General features: G+C 64.7%; 18 protein-coding genes. 6 read left to right on the forward strand and 12 right to left on the reverse strand.

Annotation, left to right across the window (positions count from 1 at the left end):
* Positions 1-232: 232 nt before the first annotated feature.
* The 12 genes from QY325_15790 to msrB all read right to left on the reverse strand — a co-directional run bounded on the left by QY325_15790 (position 233) and on the right by msrB (position 12,212).
* A complete protein-coding gene (locus QY325_15790) occupies positions 233-1,456 on the reverse strand; it encodes a YHYH protein (GenBank protein ID WKZ66212.1) in 1,224 nt (407 codons plus the stop codon).
* Between the two features lie 45 nt (positions 1,457-1,501).
* Positions 1,502-3,820, reverse strand: a complete 2,319-nt coding sequence (locus QY325_15795) for a CotH kinase family protein (protein WKZ66213.1) — start codon at positions 3,818-3,820, stop codon at positions 1,502-1,504.
* A gap of 82 nt (positions 3,821-3,902) precedes the next feature.
* Positions 3,903-4,211, reverse strand: a complete 309-nt coding sequence (locus QY325_15800) for a phosphoribosylpyrophosphate synthetase (GenBank protein WKZ66214.1) — start codon at positions 4,209-4,211, stop codon at positions 3,903-3,905.
* A 117-nt stretch (positions 4,212-4,328) separates the two neighbouring features.
* Positions 4,329-5,966: a chaperonin GroEL gene (groL, locus tag QY325_15805; protein WKZ66215.1), complete on the reverse strand. Its 1,638-nt coding sequence runs from the start codon at positions 5,964-5,966 to the stop codon at positions 4,329-4,331.
* 77 nt (positions 5,967-6,043) lie between these two features.
* The gene (groES, locus tag QY325_15810) at positions 6,044-6,334 is read right to left on the reverse strand and encodes a co-chaperone GroES (GenBank protein WKZ66216.1); all 291 of its coding nucleotides are present in this window, start codon (positions 6,332-6,334) and stop codon (positions 6,044-6,046) included.
* A gap of 154 nt (positions 6,335-6,488) precedes the next feature.
* Positions 6,489-6,809 (reverse strand): preprotein translocase subunit SecG, encoded by a 321-nt coding sequence (secG, locus tag QY325_15815; GenBank protein WKZ66217.1) that lies wholly within the window; start codon positions 6,807-6,809, stop codon positions 6,489-6,491.
* A 3-nt stretch (positions 6,810-6,812) separates the two neighbouring features.
* Positions 6,813-7,910 carry a tetratricopeptide repeat protein gene (locus QY325_15820; GenBank protein WKZ66218.1) on the reverse strand — a complete coding sequence of 366 codons (1,098 nt, stop codon included), beginning with the start codon at positions 7,908-7,910 and terminating at the stop codon, positions 6,813-6,815.
* Position 7,911: 1 nt separating this feature from the next.
* A complete protein-coding gene (locus QY325_15825; protein WKZ66219.1) occupies positions 7,912-8,442 on the reverse strand; it encodes an LptE family protein in 531 nt (176 codons plus the stop codon).
* Entirely contained in the window at positions 8,439-9,650 is a 1,212-nt protein-coding gene (locus QY325_15830) for a sigma-54 dependent transcriptional regulator (GenBank protein WKZ66220.1), read from the reverse strand. The genes QY325_15825 and QY325_15830 overlap by 4 nt, the downstream gene beginning before the upstream one ends.
* The gene (locus QY325_15835) at positions 9,647-11,113 is read right to left on the reverse strand and encodes a MiaB/RimO family radical SAM methylthiotransferase (GenBank protein ID WKZ66221.1); all 1,467 of its coding nucleotides are present in this window, start codon (positions 11,111-11,113) and stop codon (positions 9,647-9,649) included. The genes QY325_15830 and QY325_15835 overlap by 4 nt, the downstream gene beginning before the upstream one ends.
* A 67-nt stretch (positions 11,114-11,180) precedes the next feature.
* Complete coding sequence (locus QY325_15840; GenBank protein WKZ66222.1) at positions 11,181-11,645, reverse strand: PepSY-like domain-containing protein; 465 nt, start codon at positions 11,643-11,645, stop codon at positions 11,181-11,183.
* A gap of 108 nt (positions 11,646-11,753) precedes the next feature.
* Positions 11,754-12,212, reverse strand: a complete 459-nt coding sequence (gene msrB / locus QY325_15845) for a peptide-methionine (R)-S-oxide reductase MsrB (GenBank protein ID WKZ67999.1) — start codon at positions 12,210-12,212, stop codon at positions 11,754-11,756.
* 412 nt (positions 12,213-12,624) lie between these two features.
* Between msrB and topA the strand changes: the two genes are divergently transcribed.
* From topA to gldM, 6 genes are all read left to right on the forward strand, one after another.
* Positions 12,625-15,195 carry a type I DNA topoisomerase gene (topA, locus tag QY325_15850; protein ID WKZ66223.1) on the forward strand — a complete coding sequence of 857 codons (2,571 nt, stop codon included), beginning with the start codon at positions 12,625-12,627 and terminating at the stop codon, positions 15,193-15,195.
* Positions 15,196-15,308: 113 nt separating this feature from the next.
* The gene (locus QY325_15855) at positions 15,309-16,481 is read left to right on the forward strand and encodes a formimidoylglutamase (protein WKZ66224.1); all 1,173 of its coding nucleotides are present in this window, start codon (positions 15,309-15,311) and stop codon (positions 16,479-16,481) included.
* Between the two features lie 162 nt (positions 16,482-16,643).
* Positions 16,644-17,543, forward strand: coding sequence for a type IX secretion system membrane protein PorP/SprF (locus QY325_15860; GenBank protein WKZ66225.1), 900 nt, complete (start codon positions 16,644-16,646; stop codon positions 17,541-17,543).
* Positions 17,544-17,663: 120 nt separating this feature from the next.
* Positions 17,664-19,025, forward strand: a complete 1,362-nt coding sequence (locus QY325_15865) for an SUMF1/EgtB/PvdO family nonheme iron enzyme (protein WKZ66226.1) — start codon at positions 17,664-17,666, stop codon at positions 19,023-19,025.
* A gap of 93 nt (positions 19,026-19,118) precedes the next feature.
* A complete protein-coding gene (gene gldL / locus QY325_15870; GenBank protein ID WKZ66227.1) occupies positions 19,119-19,907 on the forward strand; it encodes a gliding motility protein GldL in 789 nt (262 codons plus the stop codon).
* A gap of 45 nt (positions 19,908-19,952) precedes the next feature.
* Positions 19,953-21,593: a gliding motility protein GldM gene (gene gldM / locus QY325_15875; protein ID WKZ66228.1), complete on the forward strand. Its 1,641-nt coding sequence runs from the start codon at positions 19,953-19,955 to the stop codon at positions 21,591-21,593.
* Positions 21,594-21,618: the final 25 nt, after the last annotated feature.

Here is a 21,618-nt window from a genome sequence, read left to right on the forward strand (position 1 = left end):
GCGCGGTCATCGGGCGCACCTTGGAATCCATGAGCTCACACCGTATCGAGTCCATGGCCGACCCACGCAATACCCGCTGGCGCGCCTGCTCGCGCTTCACGGCTATGTGCTGGAGGGCATTCAGCGCGAAATCCGAAATGGGGAGGGTCGCTACACCGGCATCGCTTAGTACGCCGGGCTGGCTGGCCGTTGGGGCCGACCCTGCAAGGCGCAGGGCGAATAATCGCGTGCCTTACTGTTTCACCACCCTCCCGGTTCGCACCGAGCCGTCGGCGCTGTGCGCTTCCACGGTGTAGAGGCCGGCGGGTAGCGCACCCAGGTCGAGCATGAGCATCGAAGCGGTGAGCGCATCCTGCTGCAGGGCGCAGCGACCGGTGGCATCCAGAAGGCGCACCATGCGAAGGGGCTGCTCAGCGCTCAGTTGCACCCGGTCCAGGGTGGGGTTGGGGTAGATCGCTTCCGCTGGTAGCACCAGGGCGTTCAGGCTCGTGGAACCTCCTGTGTACTCCACGGCAGCACCGGGAATGGTGTTGTGGCCACCATTGGGTCCGGTGTTGCCGGGCTGCACCGTACCGTAGTACTGCGGCCCAAGCACATAGGGGAAGGCGGGTTCATATTGGTCGTTCAGCGTCACGAAGTAGGCGTAGGTTCCGGCCGGGTATTCGGGCGTGATGCAGAAGCGGCCGTTGTGCACGTCCAAGTCGCCGCTGCCCGCCACGTATTCATAGTCCTCCAGGAAGGCGCCCAACGCGTATTGCCCGCCGATGGCCGGTCCGTACTGGTTGGCTTGCAGCACCTTGCCGTTGGGCAATGTGGTGCGCTCGGTAATGGCGCGCAACTGATAGCTGCTGCGCATGCGGATGATGCCGCCGCTGCCATCAGGGTTCGCGTAACCATGCGCCCCGTAGATGGGGTAGCCATCGAACGCGTAGCCGATCAGGTCGCTGTGCTGCTCATCGTCCAGGTGGTCGTAGAGGCAGTTGGGGCTCACATGGTGGTGGTACTCGCCGTTGGGGGCGGGATGTCCCAGGCACGCATCGAAGCTGATGCCCTCCCACACCAGTGCATCGCGGTTCCAGATGCCCTGGTTGTTGTAGCTCATGCCGTCCTTGGCGTTGAAGATGCTCACGCCGTTGCGCCACACGCCGATGTGACCGAGCGGGGTGTTCACCAAGGTGCCCGTGTTGAGCGTGGGGTTGCGCGTGATGTGGAAGCAGAAGTCCTGGTTGGCGGGCAGGTTGGGGTTGGCCGCCCAGGGCCCGATGTCGTAGCCGGGGATGCATGTGCTGGTCACGTAGACATCGTTGGCGGTGTAGTGCACGCTGAGCACATTGGTGGCGATGCCGCCGTAGCCCGTTTCGCTGCCGGGGTTGATGATCCAGGAGGTGATCACCGGGGATTGGGCGGTGGTGCCCAGGCCCAGCAACAGGCCCAAGGTGTTCAGGAGGATTCGCATGGCGATTGGACCGATGGAAGAAGGAAAGGTTCGATTGCCCGTGGTTCAATACACCACCACGCGTCCCACCCGCGCAACCTGCCCATCGCGGCGCAGCGTGTAGAGGTAGGTGCCGGCCCCGGGCAGTTCAAGCGGCGTGTCGCAGAGCCCGGGTGGCAGCCGCAGCTGCGTCACGGGTCGGCCCACCGCATCATGGATGTTCAGCGTCCAATCGGCATCGGCATCCAGCATGCCGCGGAAGCGCACGAGGCCATCGGAGGGGTTGGGCAGGCAGGTGAATTCCGGCGCGGTCCGATCGGGCACGCCCACGCCTTGGCAGAGGCCGGGGATGTTCGCATCCAGCCAGGCCAGGCGCAGGTCGATCCAGTGCTTCAGGGTATCCAGCTCGGCGGCATAGGTGGTGGCGCAGGGCAGCACCTCGGGCGCGGGGCCGCTCACGCCGAGGATGGGCCACTTCTGGAAGTGCCGTTCCTGCGCCTCGGCCACCAGCGTGCCCACGCTGTCGATCCACGCGTGGATGGAAGCGTTGGACAGCACACCGGTGCGGTGCTCCTCGTAGGTGCAGCGCAGTTCGTTCGCGAAGGTGCTGTCCTGCATCAGACGAATGGCCCACCCGGTGGAGTAGTTGTCGGTGACGCAATCGTTGATGCGGTGCGCCCAGCCGCTACCGTCGGTGTTGCTGAAGAGCTCGCAACCCCACAGGTTCTTCCAGGCCCAGTCGAAGTCCCACACGGGCCCGGCCTTGAGCTTGCCGTCGTTGCTGTTGCGGTCCTTGTGGAAGAACACGCTCTTCTTGAAGCCATCGTTGTTGCGCGCCAGCTCGTTCACCAGGAAGTAGTTGATGAAGGAGGGCACGTCCAGGTAGGCGCGGTAGCCGGTGGCCGGGTCGGTGAATGTGCTGCTGTAGAGCGCGGTCTCCAGGGTGTCCACGAAGGAGGCGATGTAGGCCTTCTGCGCATCGGTGATCACATCGGGCTCGGGGTAGTCGTAGAGGAAGTGCACATCGAAGCCGGGATGGTCGATGGGGGAATAATTGGACTGGAAGCTGTTCTGCGGGTTCCAGAGGTTCTGCTCCAGGATGTAGCCGCCGGTGCGGGGTTCGCCGGTGTTCTCGATGCTGTCCAGGCGGGCGATGTCCACGCGGCCGTTGTCGCGCTTGATGGTCTCGGCGAGCACATAGATGCCGCGGTAGGCGCTATCGAGCAGCACTTCGCACAGGTGCATGCGCGGCGCATATTGCCCCATGGCGCGCGCCAGGTGCGTGGCCAGCGCGTTGCGCACCAGCGAGCGGTCGTTGTAATTGCTCAGGAGCGCCCAGTCGTTCTCAGCGGGCATGCCCAGCAGCGGCACGTTGTTGTTGCTGCCGTCGGCGTTGCGCGTCTCGATGCTGAAGGGCGTCTGCGGATATCCGGCGGAGGTGGCGCCCCGGATGCCGATGCCGATGGTGCCGTTGTACTCATTGCTGGGGTCGGTGACCTGCGTGAAGGTGCCGGGCCCGTTGTACATCACCTCCATCTGCGCGGTGATCTTGCCGGTGTAGGGGATCGGCTGCCCCTGAGTGTGCAGGAGCACGATGGGCAGACGTGTGCTGTCCAGTTGCACCACGCCCAGGTCCTCCACGCAGAGCTCGAAGGCGCCCGCACCGCCACCATAGCCGAACACCTGGATGAAGAGCGTCTGGCCGGCCGGGAGCTCGTTGGCCGTGAGGCGCGAGAAGTAGCCTTCGCCGCCATCGTCATCGCATCCCTGCAGCGCGAGGCTGAAGCAGCTGGGGCCGGTCCACAGCGCCACGCCGGTGTCGTTGAGGCCGCCCGTGCTGGCGGTGCTCACGAGCACATTGCCCGAGGGCGGCACGGGCATGGCGTACCAGATATCCTGTCCGTTGTAGTTGGCACACCCGGGGTTGAAGCCGCTGCCCGGGGCGCCGCTGTTGTTGGTCACCACGCAATCCACCGTGTCGATGGGCAGCGCGGTGCAGGGCACGGTGCCGGGCAGGGGCACCACGGAGCAATCCGCCGTGCCGGTGAATACCGTGCCGGTGGCGGGCTCCGGTCCATCGGCGAAGAGCACATTGCCGTAGGTGCCCACCAGCTGGTAGGTGTTCTCGTTCTCCCAGTCGCCGCTGCTGTAGATGAGCTGGATGGCATCGCCGGTGCACGCGGTGAACACGGCGGTGCTGGCTTCACCCGCAGCAGCGAACACGCCCACGGAGGTCCCGTTTATCCGTACTTCCAACTGGCCGCCGTTCCAGCCGTCGCCGTAGCTGTCCTGCATCAGCAGGTGGTGGTCGCAGCATTGGGCGTGCAGGGCGGTGGGGGCCAAGCCGGACAGGGGGAGCAACGCCCGGCATAGAAGCGCGCGCATGGAGAGGGGCATGTTGCCGTGAAAGTAGGGGAGCGGCACCATTCTCAGCCGGCCACCCCTGGCCGTTGACGCCGTGCCGCGTTCATCCAGGGTGCGTCCCCAGCTTGCGCACCATTTCCTGCGTCAGGGCCGAGGCATCAGGCCCATAGGCGTTCACCAGCGTGCCCTTGATGCGCCCGTCCTTGGAGCGGATGGCGTAGACGATGCTCTGGTCGTCGGGGTCGTTCATGCCCTCGAAGCGGTGGAACTCATCGATTTCGAACGCCGCAGGATCCAGGCTTATGCCGTGCGCGTCGCATACCAGGCAATGGCCGCCCAAGGCCAGGTCGTCCGTGTAGCCGCGGCGCTGCAGGTCGGTTACGGCTTCCGAGAGGGTGGAATAGGTGCGCATAACTGCAAGATAGGCCGCCTGGCGACGGAGCGGACCCGCGGCGGCCGCACCCAAAGCAACGGGCCCCGGCATTCACCGGGGCCCGCGCCATGAAGAGATGCGTTCGTTGGACAGGACTTACATCATGTCCATGCCGCCGCCCATTCCACCATGACTGTGCGCCGGTGCCTTCTCTTCCTTCTCCTCGCTGATGACGCACTCCGTGGTGAGCAGCATGCTCGCGATGCTGGCGGCGTTCTCCAGTGCCACGCGGGTCACCTTCGTCGGGTCGATCACGCCGGCCGCCAGCAGGTTCTCGTACTCCTCGGTGCGGGCGTTGAAGCCGTAGTCGGCCTTGCCCTCACGCACCTTCTGCACCACGATGCTGCCCTCCAGGCCTGCATTGGCCACGATCTGCCGCAGCGGCTCCTCGATGGCGCGGCGCACGATGCCGACGCCGGTGGTCTCGTCGTTGTTGGCGCCCTCCATCTTGTCCAGCGCCTTCTGCGCGCGGATGTAGGCCACGCCGCCGCCCGGCACGATGCCCTCCTCCACGGCCGCGCGGGTGGCATGCAGGGCGTCATCCACGCGGTCCTTCTTCTCCTTCATTTCCACCTCGGTGGCAGCGCCCACGTACAGCACCGCCACACCGCCGGCCAGCTTCGCCAGGCGCTCTTGCAGCTTCTCCTTGTCGTAGTCGCTCGTGGTGGTCTCGATCTGCGCCTTGATCTGGTTCACCCGCGCCACGATGTCGGCCTTCTTGCCGGCACCGTTCACGATCGTGGTGTTGTCCTTGTCGATCGTGATCTTCTCGGCCTTGCCCAGGTAGCTCAGGTCGGCGTTCTCCAGCTTGAAGCCGCGCTCCTCGCTGATCAGCGTGCCGCCCGTCAGCACTGCGATGTCCTCCAGCATGGCCTTGCGACGGTCGCCGAAGCCCGGCGCCTTCACCGCGGCCACCTTCAGCGCGCCGCGGATCTTGTTCACCACCAGGGTGGCCAGCGCCTCGCCGTCCACGTCCTCGCTGATGATCAGCAGCGGCTTGCCCGTCTGCGCGCTCTTCTCCAGGATCGGCAGCAGCTCTTTCATGCTGCTGATCTTCTTGTCGTAGATCAGGATGTAGGCATTGTCAAGCTCGGCCTCCATCTTCTCCCCGTTCGTCACGAAGTAGGGGCTCAGGTAGCCGCGGTCGAACTGCATGCCCTCCACCACTTCCACCGTGGTATCGGTGCCCTTGGCCTCCTCCACCGTGATCACGCCCTCCTTCTTCACCTTCTCCATCGCCTGGGCGATCAGCGCACCGATGGTCTCATCGTTGTTGGCGCTGATGGTGGCCACCTGCTTGATCTTGTCATTGTCGTTGCCCACCGTCTTGCTCATCTTCTTCAGCTCATCCACCACGGCGGTCACGGCCTTGTCGATGCCGCGCTTCAGGTCCATCGGGTTGGCACCGGCGGCCACGTTCTTCAGGCCGGCTGTCACGATGGCCTGCGCCAGCACCGTGGCGGTGGTGGTGCCGTCACCGGCGATATCGGCGGTCTTGCTGGCCACCTCCTTCAGCATCTGGGCGCCCATGTTCTCCACGGCGTCCTTCAGCTCGATCTCCTTGGCCACGGTCACCCCGTCCTTGGTCACGCTCGGGGCGCCGAATTTCTTGTCGATGATCACATTGCGGCCCTTGGGGCCGAGCGTCACCTTCACCGCATTGGCGAGGTGATCCACCCCGCGCTTCAGGCGGTCGCGGGCGTCGATGTCGAATTGGATGTTCTTGGCTGCCATGGCAGTTTCTTGGGTTTAGGGTTGGATGAAGGACGCTATGCTCCGGGCATGGCCCGGAATCGCGTCCGGGGCGATTCTCAGTTCAGGATGGCGTAGATGTCGCTCTCGCGCATGATCAGGTAGTCCTTGCCCTCCAGGCTGAGCTCCGTGCCGCTGTACTTGCCGTACAGGATCTCGTCGCCCACCTTCACGCTCAGCGGGGTCACCTTGCCGTCGTCGGCGACGCGGCCGCTGCCCACCGCGATGATCTTGCCGCGCTGGGGCTTCTCCTTGGCCGTATCGGGGATGATGATGCCACCCTTGGTGGTCTCTTCAGCAGCTGCGGCCTCCACGAGCACGCGGTCTGCCAACGGTTTCACTTTCGCCATTGTGGTGTGATTTGAGAGGATTGGTTGATTGTCGTTAACGACGACGCCCCGCCTGACAACGTGCGTGCCAAGCGGGGCGTCGGGTGGCCGGGCTGACAGGATCTCAGTGCCGGCCTTCGGATCGTCAGGCCCTGCTGTCAGCCTGACAAGGTGCCTAAAGGCCCTCCTCGCCCGTCTCGGGGGCTGCGCCATCGCTGGCAGCGCCTTCGCCCTCCACCTGCTCGATGGGGGTGTCCAGCTCATTCCCGCTGGCGCCGGTGCCCTGGATCCCCGCAGAGATCAGGCACAGCACCATCAGCAGGCCGCTGAGCGTCCAGGTCGACTTCTCCAGGAAGTCGGCGGTACGCTGCACGCCCCCGATCTGCTGGGCGCCGGTGAAGCCGGCCGCCAGGCCGCCGCCTTTCGGGTTCTGAGCCAGCACAACCAGGGCAAGCAGGGCACAGACGATGATGATGAGAACGGTGATGACGACCATGGCTCAGGGGTTCGGTTGCTCCTCCAGTTTTTTTTGAAGGGCCGCAAAGTAAGCGGCTTTTTCCGGGTACTTCAAGGCCAGCCTGCGGTAGGCATCGATGGCCTTGGCCATATTCCCCTGCTGCTCATAGATCCGGGCCAGCGTCTCGGTCACCAGCCCCGCCGTGTCATCGAGGCTCTTCTTGGCCGCCTGCTGGGGCGTGAAGAAGGCCGGCTTGGGGGGGATCGCGGAAGGCTCCTGCCGGATGAAACGGTCAATCAAGTCCTTGGCGTCCAGAGCCCCGGGAGGGGAGGATTCCGTGACGGGGCGAGGGGCGGCCAGGGGCGATTCCGGGGTCGGCGGGCGCCCGGGCACGCGCATCAGCGGCGCAGCGGGAGCGGACTCCTCCGCAGCCTGCAGCCACTCGGAGAATCGCAAGCGGCCGCCGGCCTCAACCCGAACAGGCTCGGGTGCCTGCGGTGCTGGCAGGGTGGCAGGGGAGGGCTGGGCGTGCGGCTCTGCCGCCGGAGCGGCCGTTGCCACCGATACCTGCCAGGTGAGGTCATAGGCCGAAGCCAAGGCGGCCTTCGTGATCACATCGTCCAGGAATTCCGCATCCGGGTCATTGCTGGCCGGGGTTTCCTGGGCTGCTGGTGCAGGCTCAGGTTCCGGAGTGGGCGAAGGCTCCCCGTCAGGCCCAGCCGGCGCCGCGGCCGGTTCAGGCACTTCCGCCACCACAGCGGAGGGCGGCGCGGTCGGCGCTTCACCCTGGGCTTCGGTTGCGGCAGGGGGCGCAGGCCCTGCAGCCGGCTCCTCGATGCGGGATTCCGGTTGGGGGGGAGGGGCCGGGTCGGTCTTCACCACGCGCAGCGGGGCGGGGCGCCGTTGACCCGGGTCCGCGATCAGGTCCGCCAGGGCGGCGCGGCTGGGGAGGTGTGCACTGGCCGACCGCAGGGTCTCGTCGGCCAGCACATCGCCATGGCTCCGCTCACCGGCGGCGCGCAGCAGTTGGGCGCCCGTGAACCACGGATAGCGCTCGGCCATGGCCTTCAGGTCGCGCAGATCCTCTCGGGCCATGCGCCCGGGCCCATCCAGCAGCCGTGTCAGTCGTTCGCGCTCCATCCTACCAGTTGCCCAAGGTGCGGTCGAAGATATCCTGCGCCAGCTGCTTGCTGATCTCGTTCACCAGCTGGGCCTCCACGGCGGTGAGGTCCTGGCCGCTGCTGTAGTCTGCGAAGCGGCTCACGGTGAACTCCGTGTTCTTCTTGGGCTCCAGTGCGTTCACGTAGGTCACGCTGGCCGTGATGGTCAGCCGGTTCAGGGCGGCGGTCTCGTTGGCCTGGATGTTCACCGGCTGCACATCGTACCCGGTGATGCTGCCGCTGTACTGCACATCGCCGCGCTCGCGCGCCAGCTTGAGCGGCGTCTGCGCCAGCAGCACATCGCGCACCGTCTCGGTCAGCAGCTGCGCGCTGCCCGGCGTGGCCAGCGGCGCGCGTGCCTGGAAGAGCTCCACCGTCAGCGTGCGGGCCTCGCCCACATCGCCGCCCGTGAAGGAGTAGTTCACGCGGCAGGAGGGGAGCAGCGCGAGCGACGCGATGGCCGCGGCCAGCCACCGGCCGCCGGCCCGCAACCGTTCATTCCCCCGCCTCATATCCCGTATTCCTTGATCTTGCGGTAGAGCGTGCGCTCGCTGATGCCCAGCTCCTTGGCGGCGCCCTTCCGCTTGTTGCGGTGCTTGATGAGGGCCTTGCGGATCAGCTCCTTCTCCTTCTCCTCCAGGCTCAGCACCTCCTCCACCTCGGTGTGCTCCACTTCCTCGTCATCGGCCTGCGCTGCGGGCACGATGCTCACCGTGCCCGGCACGGAGGCAGGGCGATGCGGCAGCAGGATCTCCTCGCGGCTCAAGGGCGGCACCATGGTCGGCAGCGGCTGACCGCTGGTCAGCGCGCTCACCTTCTCCTTCAGCGCGTTCAGGTCGCTCTTCATGTCGAAGAGGAACTTGAAGATGAGCTCGCGCTCGCTCACGCTGTCCATGCCGCCTGCCGCGCCGATCCCGCCCGCCGGCACCAGTGCGGTGCTCTCCTCGGGCAGGTAGCCGCGCAGGGTGGCAGCGGTGATCTGGCGGTCGCGCTCGATCACGCTCATCTGCTCCACGATGTTGCGCAGCTGGCGCACGTTTCCGGGCCAGCGGTAGCTCACCAGCTGCTGCTGCGCATCGTCGGCCAGGGTGATGGGCGGCGCCTTGTACTTGGTGGCCGCCTGCTGCGCGAACCAGCGGAAGAGCAGGTGGATGTCCTCCTTCCGCTCGCGCAGCGAAGGGATGTGGATGGGCACCGTGTTCAGGCGGTAGTACAGGTCCTCGCGGAAAGTGCCGCGCGCCACGGCCTGCAGCATGTTCACGTTGGTGGCGGCCACCACGCGCACGTTGGTCTTCTGGCTCTTGCTGCTGCCCACGCGGATGAATTCGCCGGTCTCCAGCACCCGAAGCAGGCGCACCTGGGTGCTCAGCGGCAGCTCGCCTACCTCGTCGAGGAAGAGCGTGCCGCCGTTGGCCGTCTCGAAATAGCCTTTACGCGCCTCATGCGCACCGGTGAAGCTGCCCTTCTCGTGGCCGAAGAGCTCGCTGTCGATGGTCCCCTCGGGGATGGCCCCGCAGTTCACCGCATGGTAGGGGCCGTGCTTGCGCGCACTGTAGGCGTGGATGATCTTGCTCATCACCTCCTTGCCGCTGCCGCTCTCGCCCTGCACCAGCACGCTCAGCTCGGTGGGCGCCACCTGCACGGCGATCTCGATGGCACGGTCCAGCAGCGGCGATGCGCCGATGATCTCGAAGCGTTGCTTGACGGCTTGCACGTTCATGCGGTCACGGGTTGAAGGTCCTTCACTTCGAGCACCTCTCCCTGCAGGCTGCCCGCTGTGGCGCTGGTGATCCGCACGTTCACGAAGTCGCCGGGCTGCAGGCTGCGGGAGCCTTCAACATTCAACCTCCAACCCTCGACCTGCCGCGGCACGATCACCACCGCATTCTGCGTGTTCCGGCCATACAGGTGCTCCGCGCTGCGCTTGCTCACGCCCTCGATCAGCACCTGGTGCACCTGGCCCACGTAGCCCGCCATGCGCTCGGCGCTCTTGCGCTTCTGCAGGTCGATGATTTCCTGCAGCCGGCGGCCCTTCACGTCATCGGGCACGTCATCGGGGTACTTGCGCGCCGCCAGGGTCTTGGGGCGCTCGCTGTACTTGAACATGAAGGCCATGTCGAAGCCCACCGCTTCCATCAGCGAAAGCGTCTGCCGGTGGTCCTCCTCGGTCTCGCCGCAATAGCCCGCGATGATGTCGGTGCTCAGCGCGCAATCGGGCATGTGGCGGCGGATGCTGGCGATGCGCTCCAGGTACCACTCGCGCGTGTAGCCGCGGTTCATGCGCTTCAGCACATCGCTGCTGCCGCTCTGCACGGGCAGGTGGATGTACTTGCAGATGTTGTCGTACCGCGCCATCACCGCCAGCACCTTGTCGGTCATGTCCTTCGGGTGACTGGTGCTGTACCGGATTCGCAGGGTGGGGCAGGCCAGGGCCACCATTTCCAGCAGGTCGGCGAAATCAACTGCGGCGCTGGCCTCGGGCTGCGGGCCTCGGGCTGCGGGCAAGGCGCCATCAGCCCGAGGCTCGAGGCCCGCAGCCCGGGGCCCTGTATCTGCCCGCCACTTGTAAGAGTCCACATTCTGCCCCAGCAGCATCACCTCGCGGTAGCCCTGCTCCACCAGCTTGCGGCATTCGTCAACGATGCTCTGCGGGTCGCGGCTGCGCTCACGCCCCCGGGTGAAGGGCACCACGCAGAAGGCGCACATGTTGTCGCAGCCCCGCATGATGGTGACGAAGGCGGTGACGCCGTTCGTATCCAAGCGCACCGGCTCGATCTCCGCGTAGGTCTCCTCGCGGCTCAGCAGCACGTTCACGGCTTTCTGACCTGTGCCCACCTTCTCCAGCAGCTCGGGCAAGGTGCGGTAGGCGTCGGGGCCCACCACCAGATCCACCACCTTCTTCTTCTCCAGCAGGTCCTCACGCATGCGTTCGGCCATGCAGCCCAGCACGCCCACCTTCAGGCCCTTGTTCCGGGCCTTCAGGTTGTTCATCTCGTTGATGCGCTGCAGCACGGTGTACTCGGCCTTCTCGCGGATGCTGCACGTGTTCAGCAGCACCAGGTCGGCCTCCTCAGCGCGCTCTACCGGGGTGTAGCCGTCCTTGGCCAGGATGCTCGCCACGACCTCGCTGTCGCTCACGTTCATCTGGCAGCCGTAGCTCTCGATATAGACCTTCTTGGGCACCGTGTTGCGGGAAAGGCCCGCAAAGATACCCGGAAAGCGGCAGGACTGACAGGGTGGCAGGCGTCGCTCAGCTCCCCTTCTTCTCCTTCTTCTCCTTCACCTCCTCCTTCAGCAGTTTCCCATCCGGCAGGAAGAAGAGCTCGGCCTTCTCCTTCTCCGATTCCAGCTTCACCTTGAAGAGACTCGCATGCTCCGTCGTGGTGTGCTCCTCGGCGTCATCGATCTTCCAGCCGCTGTATTTGCCGGCGATCAGCGCCACATGCACGGCCTTGGGCAGCTCCTCCTTCCGTATGTCGTGCTCCGTGCGCACCCAGGCGCCTTCGGTGGTGTACACGGCGGTGTGCTTCTCGCCCTTCAGCGTGAACTCGGCGCGGAAGAGCTTGGTGCCCTGCTTCCACTCCTTCACGGTGGCCTTGGGGTAGGTCTGCGCGAGATGCGCCTTCGCGGAAGCGGGTGGAACGACGGACTGCGGCTTCTGGGCAAGCAGCGGCGCGCTGATGAGAAGGGCTGTGGCTAGGATGGTACTGCGCATAGTGAGCGTGAAGCTAGATGAACTGGGATGTATCCCTGTGGTATTGATTCGCACCAACGCGAAGACCGCGAAGCGGTTCAGGGGTTCAACGTGCCGACCTGACCAGGCTCACTTCTTCCCGATGAACTCCAGGCTCACACTGTTGATGCAATAGCGAAGGCCCGTCGGCTCCGGACCATCATCGAATACATGGCCGAGGTGCGCGCCGCAGCGGCCGCAGGTGGTCTCGGTGCGCACCATGCCCCAGCTGCGGTCCTCGTGGTAGAGGATGGCGTCCTTGCGCGCGGGTTGGAAGAAGCTGGGCCAGCCGCAGCTGCTGGCGAACTTGCTGTCGGCCTGGAAGAGCACGTTGCCGCACACCGCACAGGCATAGGTGCCGATGCCCTCGAAGTCCCAGTACTTGCCGGTGAAGGCGCGCTCGGTGCCCTTTTCGAAGGCGATGTAATAAAGCTCCGCCGGGAGCAGCTTCTTCCACTCGCTCAGCGGCACGTTCAGCTTGGCGGTGTCGATGTGCGAGTAGTACGGATTGCCGCTATGGTCGTATTGGCTCATGTCGTTCAGGCTCATGGCAGGTGCTTTCGGTGCTTGGCCGTTGCTGCTTCCGCAGGCCATGAGGAGCAGCGAGGCGAACAGGGTGGGGGTGATGCTTCGCGAGTTCATGCCCGTTGGTCGGATGCGTGCGGCACGCAGTACAAAGGTTGCACCGTCAACTCACGAGAGTGGGGTTCGGTTCGGTTTCCTTTGGATCGGTTGAAGGTTCTGGCTAGCGCATGGGCCGCAGCCGAGTGTGGAGGGTTGCAGGTTGATTCAACCCTCAACTTCCACCAACTCCCAACCATCTTCAACCTCCAGCCTCGACCCCCAACCCTGTTGAAATTTTCCTTCCCCTTTAGGGGAAGAGCGCCCGGCCTCGGAAATGGGCGATCCGAATCCGCCGGACCTGACCTTTTATTTGCCGCCCTGAAATCTTCGGGGAAGCATGGCCAAGAAGAGCGCAAGCGGTGATCTGGTGATCGTGGAGTCGCCCGCCAAGGCGAAGACCATCGAGAAGTACCTGGGCGAAGGATTCAAGGTGCTCAGCAGCTACGGCCATGTGCGCGACCTGCCCGAGCGCGACCTGAGCGTGGACATCGAGAACGGATTCGAGCCCACCTACATCATCCCCGATGACAAGAAAGGCCGCCTGGCCGAGCTGAAGAAGGCCAGCGACAGCGCCGCCACCGTATGGCTCGCGACTGATGAAGACCGCGAAGGGGAGGCCATCAGCTGGCACCTGAAGGAGGCGCTGAAGCTCCCCGACGACAAGGTGAAGCGCATCACCTTCAACGAGATCACCAAGCAGGCCGTGACCAAGGCCATGGAGCGGCCGCGCACCATCGATATCCACTTGGTGGATGCCCAGCAGGCCCGCCGCGTGCTCGACCGCTTGGTGGGCTACGAGCTCAGCCCCGTGCTCTGGCGCAAGGTGAAGCCCAGCCTCAGCGCGGGCCGTGTGCAGAGCGTGGCGGTGCGCCTCATCGTGGAGCGCGAGCGCGAGATCCTGGGTTTCGATAGCAAGAGCGCGTTCAAGGTCACGGCGGTGCTGCTGAATGAGAAAGGGCAGCTGGTCAAGGCAGAATTGCCGCAGCGCTTCGCCACCGAGGCCGAGGCGCTGGGCTTCCTGCAGGGCTGCATCGGCGCCGGCTACACGGTGAGCGCCATCGAGAAGAAGCCCGGCAAGCGCACGCCCGCCGCGCCCTTCACCACCAGCACCCTGCAGCAGGAGGCCAGCCGCAAGCTCGGCTATGGCGTGGACCGCACCATGCGCATCGCGCAGGGCCTCTACGAGCAAGGGCACATCACCTACATGCGTACCGACTCGGTGAACCTGAGCGAGCAGGCCGTCGCAGCGGCCGCCGCGCAGATCGGCGCGCAGTACGGCGAGCGCTACAGCAAGCCGCGCCGCTTCGCCACCAAGAGCAAGGGCGCGCAGGAGGCGCACGAGGCCATCCGTCCCACCGACATGGCCGTGCGCAATGCCGGCAGCGACACCGACGCCGAGCGCCTCTACGACCTGATCTGGAAGCGCACCCTCGCCAGCCAGATGGCCGATGCGGAATTGGAGAAGACCGTGGTGGACATTGCCATCAGCACGCGTCCCGGCGAGCAGCTGCGCGCGCAGGGCGAGGTGATCCTCTTCGATGGCTTCCTCAAGGTGTACATGGAAGGCCGTGACGATGAAGGCGACGAGGAGCAAGAAGGTCTCCTGCCTGAGATGCGCCAAGGCGAAGCGCTGCAACTCCGCGAGATGACCGCCACGCAGCGCTATGAGCGGCCCGCGCCACGCTACACCGAAGCCAGCCTGGTGAAGAAGCTCGAGGAGCTCGGCATCGGCCGCCCGAGCACCTACGCGCCCACCATCAGCACCGTGCAGAAGCGCGGCTACGTGGTGAAGGAGAGCCGCGAGGGTACCCCGCGCGCCTACCGCATCCTCACACTGGCCGAGGGCGAGATCGCCGAGCGCACCGCCACCGAGAACGCCGGCGCCGAGAAGCAGAAGCTCTTCCCCACGGACATCGGCATGGTGGTGAACGACTTCCTCGTGGAGCACTTCCCCAGCATCGTGGACCTCAACTTCACGGCGAAGGTGGAGGAGGAGTTCGACGTGATCGCCGAGGGCAAGGAGAACTGGCGCGAGATGATCGCCCGCTTCTACAAGCCCTTCCACGCCACGCTGGGCACTGTGAAGGACACGGCCGACCGCGCCACCGGCGCTCGAGTGCTGGGCAAGGACCCCGTGAGCGGCAAGGACGTGGTGGCCCGCATCGGCCGCTTCGGTCCCATGATCCAGATCGGCAGCGCCGACGACGAGGACAAGCCGCGCTTCGCCAGCCTGCGCAAGGACCAGAGCATCCAGACCATCACCTTCGAGGAGGCCATGAACCTCTTCAAGCTGCCGCGCACCCTGGGCGAGCGCGACGGCGAGGTCTGCTCCGTGGGCATCGGCCGCTTCGGGCCCTACGTGCGCCTGGGCAGCACCTATGCCAGCCTTACGCCCGACGATGACCCCTTGGAGATCACGCTGCAGCGGGCCATCGAGCTCATCGACCTGAAGAAGGCCGCTAGCGCCACCCGTGACTTGGGCGAGTACAAGGGCGAGATGATCGTGCAGGGCCGCGGCCGTTTCGGGCCCTTCGTGAAGTTCGGGAAGACCTACGCCAACATCCCGAAAGGGGAGGAGCCATCAACTGTGACGCTTGAGCGTGGCATTGAGCTCATCGAGGCCAAGCTGGCCGGCGCGCGCCAGAACATCCTGAAGGAGTTCGAGGGCTCGGCCATCCAGGTGCTGGCCGGTCGTTACGGCCCGTACATCACCGATGGCGGCAAGAACGCCAACGTGCCCAAGGACAAGCAGCCCGAGGAGCTGACCCTGGAGGAGGCCACGGCCCTGCTAGCGGCGGCGCCGGAGAAGAAGGGCGGCAAGAAGGGGGGGCGCGCCACGAAGGCCCCGGCGAAGAAGGCGGCCCCGAAGAAGGCGGCAGCGAAGAAGGCGGCGAAGCGGAAAGCCTGAGCAGCACGCTGCCAACAGTGGCCTGTGGGCAGTTCGCCTGCAGGAGTCGGGCAGACCGGGCACGTGCCGCTGCACCTTCGTCGGCAGGCGCCTGGCCGTGCGGCGCGCTTCGCATGGATATCAGCATCTATTTCCAGCCTTCAGAGGCTTTCGGACGCCATCGGCCCGAGTGGAATGCCCACACGCTGGGGGATACGACCACCTTTCACACGCAGGGCAGGGGCTTCCCCGCGCTGGAGGGCTTCCAGGTCGCGCTGTTCGGAGTGCTGGATGATCCCGGCCATGCCCGTCCGCGCGCCTGCGTTTCCGCACCCGACGCCATCCGGGCGGAGCTCTATGCGCTGCATCACACGGCCGCGCCCGTGCCCGTGGTCGACCTCGGCGATATCCGGCCCGGCGCCACGTCGGCGGACACCCAGCATGCCGTGGCCGAGACCCTCGCCGAGCTCATGCGCATGAACATCGTGCCCATCCTGCTCGGCGGCGGGCAGGGACATACCTTTTCGCAGTACCTGGCCTACGAGAAGCTCGAGCGCACGGCGAACCTGGTGTGCGTGGATGCCCGGTTCGACCTTGGGGAGCCCGGCCAGGCCCTGGCCGATACCAGCTACCTCAGCCACATCGTGCTCCGCCAGCCGAACTACCTGTTCAACTACAGCAACCTCGGCTACCAGACCTACCTCGTGGACCAGCCCGGCATCGAGCTCATGGAGCGCCTGCTCTTCGATGCGCACCGGCTGGGAGAGCTGCGCAGCAACATCGCCGATGCGGAGCCCGTGCTCCGGAATGCCGACACCCTGAGCGTGGATATGTCCGCGATCCGACGTAGCGATGCACCCGGCACCACGCGCCCCGGCCCCAACGGGTTCCACGGCGAGGAGGTCTGCCAGCTCATGCGCTATGCCGGCGTGAGCGAGAAGATCACGTCGCTGGGCATCTACGAGCTGGATCCGGAACGGGACGAGGAGCAGGTGACGGCGCAGCTCGCCGCGCAGATGGTCTGGTGCTTCCTCGATGGCTTCCGCAGCCGAACCAATGACCTGCCGTGGCTGGACCGCAAGCGCTTCACGCGGTTCCGCATCCCCATCCGCGGCCACGAGCAGGAACTGGTGTTCTACAAGAGTTCCGTAAGCGACCGCTGGTGGATGGATGTGCCCTACAAGGCCGAGCAGGAGGCCCGCTTCGAGCGCCACCACTTGGTGCCCTGCTCCTACAGCGACTACCAGGCCGCCTGCCGCGAGGAGGTGCCGGACCGCTGGTGGCGCACCTTCCAGAAACTGGCCTGACCCCCAGGGGCCAAGCCGGATGCGGCCGGATTTGGTGGGTAAGGGGATTTGCTATATTGGCGCCGGTTCCGGGGGCAGGCCCTGCCTTGTTCCCGGCTTTCGTCAGGCACCACCACCGAACGGAACAACAGCATGAGGGGGATAGTTACCGCAGCTTTTTGCGTGGCATTGGCGGGCGTGTCGTTCGCTCAGCAGGACCCGCAGTTCACGCAGTACATGTTCGACCGGCTGTCCATCAACCCGGCCGTTGCCGGCACCACGGGCGAACTCTGCGGCACCCTGCTGCTTCGCCAGCAATGGACCGGTTTCGATGGCGCCCCGAAGACCGCCCTGCTCAACGTTCACGGCAACGTGAAGAAGATCAGCTCCGGCCTCGGCCTATCGGTGTTCCTCGATGAGCTCGGCCAGCAGAAGAGCACCTATGCCCGCTTCCACTATTCCTTCCATCGCAAGCTGGGTCCCGGGACTTTCGGCATCGGTCTCTCAGCCGGCATGATGAGCCATACCCTCGGCAATAAATGGCAGGCCACCGACGGGGTGGCCAATGATGAGTTCATCCCCGCCAACGGGAACTCCGATATGGGCTGGGACCTCGCCGCAGGCCTGTATTACGTGAGCCCCACCCTGTGGGCCGGCATCTCCAGCACCCACCTCACCGAAGTGGAGCTCCGCAACGTGAGCATCCAGCAGCGCCGCCACTACTTCGTGCAGGCCGGCTACAACTGGAAGATCAAGGGCGACCAGAAGTACATCCTTCAGCCCAGCGTGCTCATGAAGAGCGACGGCACCTCCACGCAGTTCGACATCACGGGCACCTTCCTCTATAATAACATGGTCTGGCTGGGCGTTTCGTACCGTACGGAGGACGCCATCGCCCCCCTGATCGGTTACCAGTTCAAGCCCACCGCGAAGTCCATGCTCCGCATCGGGTACAGCTACGATGTGACGACCTCCCAGCTCAGGAACTACAGCAGCGGCAGCCACGAGATCATGGCGAACTTCTGTGTGCTCCTGGTGAAACCGCCTGATGTGCACAGGCATAGCAGCGTCCGCTTCCTCTGATACCCGTAACCTCAGAACCCCAACTGCCGTAAAGTGCCTCGTCCTAGGTGTTCGCTTACCCGTAGCACTTTAGGACAAGGGTCCCTGCAAGGAAGAACCGATCGGCAAAACAGGAAGAACATGCAACGTCCCATCATGTATCTCGGCGCCATCGGCTTGCTGGCGAGCTGTGGCGGTGGCGGGCAAGGGCAGCTCACCGGCGTTCTGGGAAGGCCGGAGTGGTACCAGGTAGACCCCTATGGGATGAACTACATCCCCATGGGCAGCTATGTCATGGGCCCCAGCGACCAGGATGTCCCCTATGCCCTGGTCACCAAGAGCAAGACCGTTTCGGTGCAGGCATTCTACATCGACCAGACGGAGATCACCAACAACGAGTACCGCCAGTTCGTGTATTATGTGCGCGACTCGATCGCCAAGCGCATCCTCGGCGATGAGGATATCGGCGACCACGTGATCGCGGAAGACGAATACGGCGAGGAGCTGGATCCCCCGGTGCTGAACTGGCGGACCCGGATCGACTGGTACGGCGACGAGGAGCGGGAGGCCTTGGCGGACATGTTCCTCAGCGAGAGCGAGCGTTTCTACCGCCGGAAGGAGATCGATACGCGGAAGCTCATGTTCGAGTACTACTGGATCGACCTCAAGGAGGCGGCCCGGAAAGGCACCCCGAGCAACTGGGCCCGCGACCTCGACCTCAGTTACACCAACAGCAAGGGCCAGAACAACGCCATCCGCGGCCATAGCGACCGCAGCAAGTTCATCATCAAGGAGGTGATCAACGTCTACCCCGACACGCTCGTGTGGGTGCATGACTTCACCTACTCCTTCAATGAGCCGATGACGGAGAACTACTTCTGGCACCCGGCCTACGATGATTATCCGGTGGTGGGTGTCACCTGGGTGCAGGCCACGGCGTTCAACGTCTGGCGCACGCAGCTCATGAACAGCTGGCTGGAGAGCAATGGCGAGGCATTCGTCAACCGCTTCCGGTTGCCCACCGAGGCCGAGTGGGAATACGCATCGCGCGGCGGCCTCGACCTGGCTCCGTTCCCTTGGGGCGGCCCCTACGTCCGTAACCGCCAGGGCTGTTTCCTGGGCAACTTCAAGCCCCTGCATGGCAACTATGTGGACGATGGCGGCTTCCACACCGTGCCCGTTGACAGCTACACCCCGAACGACTACGGCCTGTACCAGATGGCCGGCAACGTGAGCGAGTGGACGAGCACGGCCTTCGACGAGAGCGTGTACGACTTCGACCACGACCTGAACCCGGAGTACAGCTACGATGCCCTGGCCACCGATGCCCCTTCGCTGAAGCGCAAGGTGATTCGCGGCGGCTCATGGAAGGACATCGGCTACTACATGCAGACCGGTACCCGCAGCTACGAGTACCAGGATACCACCAAGGCCTACATCGGGTTCCGCTCGGTGATGACCTTCCTGGGCCGCGGTAAAGCCGTGAACGCCGAGGACCTCTAGACCTGGAATCAGCGACCGTTACCGAACCAGCGCGGCCGCATTCATAGACCATTCCCCCAACCTTCAGACGAACCCTAAACGCAAGGACGAACGATGAAACCCGGCAGCAAGAAGTGGAAGAACTTCATGGCCAAACTGTACGGTATCGGTGCAGCGGTCGTGATTGTGGGCGCGCTCTTCAAGATTCAGCACTGGCCGCTGGCCAGTCTATTCCTCATCCTCGGCCTCAGTACCGAGGCGATCATCTTCTTCTTCTCCGCGTTCGAGCCTCCCCATGAGGATCCGGACTGGAGCCTGGTCTACCCCGAGCTGGCGACGGGCGAGAAGGCCGAAGGCGATGAGTTCAGGAAAGAGGACCAGCGCTCGATCACCGAGCAGCTGGACGACATGCTGGAGAGCGCCAAGATCGAGCCCGAGCTCATCGCCAGCCTGGGCGAGGGCATGCGTTCGCTGAGCGACCAGGCCCGGCAGATGGGCCAGGTGACCGGTGCCGCCTCCGCCACCAACGAGTACGCAAACAGCCTGAAGGACGCGGCCACCAAGGTGAGCAGCCTGAGCGACACCTATGCCAAGGCCAGCGAGAGCCTGGTGGGGCTGACCACCAACGTGGACGCAGGCCGCACCGCCGGCGCCAGCCTGCAGAAGATGAGCGAGAACCTCTCCGCGCTCAACGAGATGTACGAATTCCAGTTGCGCACCAGCCGGGAGAAGCTGGAGGCCGCCAACCAGATGTTCGAGGGTATGGGCGAGATGCTCACCAACCTCCGCAACTCGGTTGATGATACCAAGCGCTACAAGGAGAACATCGCGGAGCTGAGCGACAACCTGCAGAAGCTCAACACCGTGTACGGCAACATGCTTGCCGCGATGACCGTGCGCTGACCGTCCTTGACCCACCAGGAACCATAACCCAAACCCGGTCAAGAGATGGCAAGTGGCAAGCAGACGCCCAGGCAGAAGATGATCAACATGATGTACCTCGTGTTGACCGCTCTGCTGGCGATGAACGTGTCGAAGGAGATCCTGGACAGCTTCATCACCGTGAACAACGGACTGGAGAACACCAAGCTCTCGCTCAACGACAAGATGACGGCCCAGTACACCAGCTTCGAGGCCTTCGCCAAGGAGAATCCGGCCAAGTACGGGGCTGCCTGGGAGGAGGCCAAGAGGATCAAGACCGCTGGCGCGGACCTGGTCGCCTACATCGATTCCATCAAGGCCAAGGCCATCATCACGGCCGAGGGCTGGCCGCGTGACAGCGTGGTGCTCGGCGACGGCCGCATCGTGGATCTGGCCAAGGTGACCAAGAAGGACAGCCATGACGAGCTGACCAACCTGCTCATCGGCGGGGAGCCGGCTAACCCGAAGGACGGGCCCTTCAGCGCGAAGGAGCTCAGGGCCAAGCTCGAGGCCTTCCGCGACCAGGTGAAGAGCAGCCGCAAGGAGGACGCCGACCTGGCAGCCGCCATGGACCGCATCTTCAACTTCGAGGACCGCAAGGACGCCTCGGGCACCATGAACAATTGGGAGAGCATCAACTTCTACCACGTTCCCCTCGCTGCAGGCATCACGATCCTCAGCAAGATCCAGAGCGACGTGCGCAACGCCGAAGGCGAGGTGGTGAAGCGGATGATGGACGCAGTGGAGGGCCAGAGCTTCAAGTTCAACAAGCTCACCGCCATCGTGAAGCCTCAGAGCAGCTACGTGACGGTTGGGGCGAAGTACACGGCCGAGATCTTCCTGGGCGCCTATGACGACCAGAACGCCCCGGAGGTGTACATCTGCGGCCCTGGGGCCCGGGTGGACACGGCGAAGAAGGAGATCATCGGGGAGGCCATCAAGCTGCCCATGAACGGCGCAAAGGCCATCTTGGAGCGGACTGCGGGAAGCGCTGGCCTTAACACCGTCAGCGGGATCATCAAGTACAAGCCGGTGGGCGGGGAGCTCCAGACCGAGGTCTTCAGCACCGAATACGAGGTGGCCGCGCCGAACCTGGTGGTGAGCCCGACGAAGATGAACGTGTTCTACCGCGGGGTGGACAACCCGGTCTCCATCAGCGTATCCGGCTACAGCGACAAGAACATCGCGCCCAGCATGACCAACGGCTCCCTTGCCCGCGGCGGCGACGGTTGGATCGTGAAGCCGGGGAAGGAGAGCGAGGCCGTGATCAGCGCCACCGTGACCAACCCCGATGGTTCCAAGAAGCCGATGCCGGGCATGAAGTTCCGCGTGAAGAACGTTCCGAACCCCACGCCCTACTTCGCCGGCAAGAGCGTGAACGACGAGAACATCAAGAAGGCGGAGCTCACGGCCGCGGCCGGTGTCATCGCCAAGATGGTGGACTTCGACTTCGACCTGAAGTTCGAGGTGGTGGAGTTCAAGGTGACGATGATCGTGGGCGGAACGCCCATCGAGAAGCTCGCCAAGGGCGCCGCCGTATCGGGCGACATGAAGGAGATGTTCCAGAAGGCCAAGCCAGGCCAGAAGATCTACATCGAGGGCATCAAGGCCAGGGGGCCGGACGGCACCGTAAGGAACCTGGGCTCGCTCTCGTTCAAGGTGGTGTAACCAACGCTGATCCACGATGAGGACC

The sequence above is a fragment of the Flavobacteriales bacterium genome (assembly GCA_030584065.1).
Taxonomy (GTDB): domain Bacteria; phylum Bacteroidota; class Bacteroidia; order Flavobacteriales_F; family PHOS-HE28; genus PHOS-HE28.